Below are 4,639 nucleotides of genomic sequence, written 5' to 3'. Positions count from 1 at the left end.
TGGTCTGGTACAGAATGCAGCGAGCATTGGAACCGGAGATTTGGTATGAGGTACATGGAAAGGAAGTTCTTGCGGCAGCGACGCTTGGAGAAGGCATTGATCAGCTTTTGGAAAAATGGTCTGACAAGGGACAGATTCTTGACAGTTATGCCGCAGATTGTCTGGCAATGGAGGCTCTTCAATGTTTATATGGACTGTTGGAAGATGAATTGGTGAAGAAGAATGTCTATATTGAAAAATATCAGTTTCCTGATCCGGATGAAGGAGGAGATGGAAGTATGGCAGATATTTTGAAGCAGATTCAATGCAGTGAAGCCATCCGGCTGACGCGTGACGGCGTGCTGAGACCGATGAAATCGGTTGTGTTTATCGGTATTCTGACAACAGATAAAGACAAGCGCTGCAGCACGATCTGCAGGGATTGCGGGCGTGAGGACTGTCCGAACCGTTATTCATTACATATGGGAAATTACAGAGAACCGGGGGTATTAAGATACAGTTATGGATATCAGAGAATATTTGGCAAATAACAGATTGATTACGGACGGCGCCATGGGAACCTGGTACGACCGTTTGACAGGATACAAAGGAAAGTTAGCAGAGCGTGCAAATTTGGATGATCTGCAGCAGATCAGAGACATTCACCGTGCGTATATAGAGGCCGGGGCACGGTTGATTCGTACCAATACATTTGCGGTGAACAGTATGTTTTTTTCGGCAGATGAAATTGAGGCAGTGTTAAAAGCAGCCTGGGAGAATGCGTGTCAGGCTGTATCAGACAGCGGCAGAGATGTATGGATTGCTGCGGATATGGGGCCTATTGATGAGAATGAGACGAAATCTGCTGCGGATGTTGAGAATGAATACATCCATCTGGCGGATTGTTTTTTGGGGTTGGGAGCAAAGATTTTTGTATTTGAAACTTTATCCGAGCTCCGCAGTGTGAAAAAGGCAATTGCTTATATTAAAGCTGAGTGTCCGGATGCATTCATTGTGACGCAGTTCAGTTTTAACAGGAATGGCTATACCCGATCAGGTTTGAGTGTGCGGGCACTTCTGTTAGAAGCAGCAGCGATGAAGGAACTGGATGCAGTTGGTTTTAATTGCGGGGTGGGCCCTCTTCATTTGTATGAACTTCTGAAGAATCAGAGTTTTCCTGAGGACAAGTACATGACAGTGCTGCCGAATGCCGGTTATCCGACGGAACTTAGGGGAAGAACATTTTATTCTGAAAATGTACCTTATTATGTAGACATGATGGGAAGAATCGCAGCCCTTGGTTTTGATATCATCGGCGGCTGCTGCGGTACAACACCGGAGCATATCAGGGGATTGCATGATCTGCTGGTGAATGATGTGAGACCGCCCAAAAAGCTGATGCCTGCTGTATATAGTGCAGATGGAAAGGAAAATTGTGCGGAAGAAGCCGTTGAGGAGAAAACAGATTTTATACAGAAACTTGAACGCGGGGAGAAGGTTTTCGTGGTAGAACTGGATCCGCCTTTTGATGTCAATGATACAAAACTCATGGAAGGGGCAGCTTTACTCCGGGATATTAATGTAGATATGATCACGCTGGCCGATTCTCCGCTGGCCAGACCAAGAGCCGATTCGATTGCTTCCGCCATCAAGATGCGTTATACAAGACAGATGGAGGCAATGCCACATATCTGCTGCCGTGACAAGAACATGATTGCCCATCGGTCCCAGCTTCTGGGAATGCAGATGAACGGGCTGCGGCATGCACTGATCGTAACAGGGGATCCGATTGCCAGAGGTGACCGGGAGAGTATTAAGAGCGTTTTTAATTTCAATTCCATCAAGCTGATGAAGTATATACAGACGATGAATCAGGAAGTATTTGGCAGCCGTCCAATTTATTATGGCGGTGCCCTGAACCATAATAATGGTTCCATAGACAATATAGCAGCCAGAATGTGTCAGAAGATGGAAGCCGGTGCACAATGGTTTCTGACACAACCGGTTTACGGACAGGAAGATATTGACAGGTTGAAGGAACTGAAGGAAAAGTCCGGCGGCAGGATTATAGCAGGTATTATGCCTTTGGTTAGTAGGAAGAATGCGCTTTTTATCAAGAATGAGATGCCGGGAATTCATGTGCCGGATCAAGTGCTGGAGCGGTATGAGGCCGGTATGAGCCGTGAGGCTTATGAAGATGTGGCGGAAGCCATCAGTGTGGATTTGATGAAACGTCTGGAAGATGTGTGCGACGGTTATTATATGATGACACCTTTTAACAGGGCAGCATTGATCAAACGGATTATTTTACAGGCGAAGAAGGAGTTAAGATAGATGACAAGAGAAGAATTTCAGCGATTGTGCAGAGAAAGAATCGTTTTTCTGGATGGTGCCACCGGAACGAATCTGCAGAAGGCAGGCATGCCTACGGGTGTGTGTCCGGAGGCCTGGATTTTGGAACATCCGGATACAATGATGCAGCTGCAGAAAGCTTATTTTGAGGCAGGCAGTGATATCGTGTTGGCTCCGACTTTTACAGCCAACAGAATCAAACTGGATGAGTACGGGCTGGTAGATAAGATTGAAGAGATGAATCATCAGCTTGTAGCCATTTCAAAGGCGGCAGCCGGGGACAGAGGTTTGGTGGCCGGGGATATGACTATGACCGGTCGTCAGCTGGCACCTATGGGTGATATGGGATTTGAAGAACTGATTGATATTTACAAAGAACAGGCCGGTTATCTGGTGGATGCGGGAGTTGATCTTTTTGTTGTTGAGACAATGATGAGTCTGAATGAGTGCCGTGCGGCGCTGATTGCCATTCGCGAAGTGACAGACCTGCCGGTGTGTGTGACGCTTTCTTTTAATGAAGACGGAAGAACACTTTTTGGAACAGACGCTTGTACAGCCATGGTAGTTTTGCAGTCTTTGGGGGCTGATGCGGTGGGCGTCAATTGTTCAACCGGTCCGGAACAGATGGCAGAACTTGTCCGTGAGATGAAGGCATACGCCAATATTCCGATTATAGCCAAGCCAAATGACGGCATGCCGGAAGTGATTGACGGTGAGACTGTTTATCGTATGACACCGGAAGAATTTGCTGCGGAGGCCAGATTAATTCTGGAGGCAGGGGCCGGCATTGTGGGCGGATGCTGCGGTACAACACCGGAGCATATCCGGGCATTTAAGGAGGCAGCCAAGGCATATCCTGTACCGGCAGTCAGCCAAACATACAAACGTGTACTGGCTTCGGAACGTCAGACACTGGAAATCGGACTGGATGCCGGTTTTAAGGTTGTGGGTGAGCGTATCAATCCAACCGGCAAGAAGAAACTGCAGGCAGCCCTTCGGGAAGGCCAGATGGATATGGTCATGGATATGGCGTTGGCGCAGGAAGAGAAAGGCGCATCGATTCTGGATGTCAATATGGGTATGAATGGTATCGATGAGAAAGCCATGATGCTGAAGTCCATTGAGATTGTTACCCAAGCAGTGAATCTGCCGCTTTGCATTGATTCAAGTCATGTAGATATTATTGAAGCGGCACTGCGTGTTTATCCGGGGCGTGCGTTGATCAATTCTATTTCCCTTGAGAAGGAAAAGTTTGAACATTTGCTTCCGATTGCGAGAAAATACGGTGCTATGTTTATTTTGTTGCCGTTGTCGGATGAGGGGCTTCCGAAGAATATAGATGAAAAGATTCAGATTATTCATACAATTATGGATCGTGCATTGGAGTTGGGCTTCCATAAAGAGGACATTGTGGTGGATGGCCTGGTGGCAACCATTGGTGCCAACAAAAATGCAGCCATTGAAACACTGGATACGATTTCTTATTGTCATGATCAGCTTGAATTGGCAACCATTTGCGGTTTGTCTAATATTTCCTTTGGCCTGCCAGAACGCTCCTATGTTAATACAGCCTTTTTGACCATGGCTATTAGCAGAGGCCTTACCATGGCCATTGCAAATCCGTCCCAGGACCTTTTGATGCACGCTGCTTTTGCATCTGATCTGTTGATGAATCATCCTGGTGCAGATATCCGATATATCAACCGCATGAACGCAGTCAAAGAACAGCAGAGTGGAGAAAGCACGGCAGCAGCAGTGGTTCTGACTCCGGGAGAGAAAATCTTTGAGGCTGTGATGAAGGGTAGCCAGGGAAGTATTATTAACCTTGTAAAAGAAGGTCTGGATGCCGGTATTATGCCGGATGATATGATCCAAAAACATTTGATCACCGCTATCCAGAAGGTAGGCGTTCTGTTTGAGGAGAAGAAATATTACCTGCCCCAGCTGATTGCCAGTGCGGAAACCATGGAGAAGGCGATTAATTATCTGGAGCCAATGCTGATCAAGGATGATGAGGAGGAAAAAGCCACCATCATTATGGCGACGGTGGAAGGCGATATTCATGACATCGGCAAAAATCTTGTGGTGCTGATGCTGAAGAATTATGGTTACAGAGTGATTGATCTCGGCAAAGATGTATCGGCAGAATGCATTATTGAGACGGCTGTTAAAGAACATGCGGCCATCATCGGCCTTTCTGCTCTGATGACAACGACGATGATGAGAATGCGTGACGTGGTAGAACTTGCACAGGCAAAGCATTGCAGCAGCAAGATCATTATTGGCGGTGCCGTTACAACTCAGAGTT

The 4,639-nt window shown here is 46.9% G+C and carries 3 protein-coding genes; all 3 read left to right on the top strand.

Features of this window, described 5'->3' with window-relative positions; genetic code table 11:
* Positions 1–530, top strand: a 530-nt coding sequence (locus WMO25_RS15195) for a hypothetical protein (RefSeq protein WP_349086015.1), incomplete at its 5' end; no start/stop codon positions are given.
* Positions 502–2,313 carry a bifunctional homocysteine S-methyltransferase/methylenetetrahydrofolate reductase gene (locus WMO25_RS15190; RefSeq protein WP_349086014.1) on the top strand — a complete coding sequence of 604 codons (1,812 nt, stop codon included), beginning with the start codon at positions 502–504 and terminating at the stop codon, positions 2,311–2,313. The genes WMO25_RS15195 and WMO25_RS15190, both read left to right, overlap by 29 nt.
* Positions 2,314–4,639 (top strand): homocysteine S-methyltransferase family protein (locus WMO25_RS15185; RefSeq protein WP_349086012.1); only part of this gene is annotated, 2,326 nt, incomplete at its 3' end. It lies immediately after the preceding gene.

Origin of the sequence: Coprococcus intestinihominis (assembly GCF_040096555.1) — a bacterium.
Taxonomy (GTDB): Bacteria; Bacillota; Clostridia; order Lachnospirales; family Lachnospiraceae; genus Coprococcus_A; species Coprococcus_A intestinihominis.
The sequence above is the reverse complement of the archived record's forward strand: the minus strand, read 5'-3'. Positions and strand labels throughout refer to the sequence as shown.

What these genes read in the sequence shown, in the direction of transcription:
- WMO25_RS15190 (WP_349086014.1), top strand. Translation starts at nt 502, where the DNA reads ATGGATATCAGAGAATATTTGGCAAATAACAGATTGATTACGGACGGC.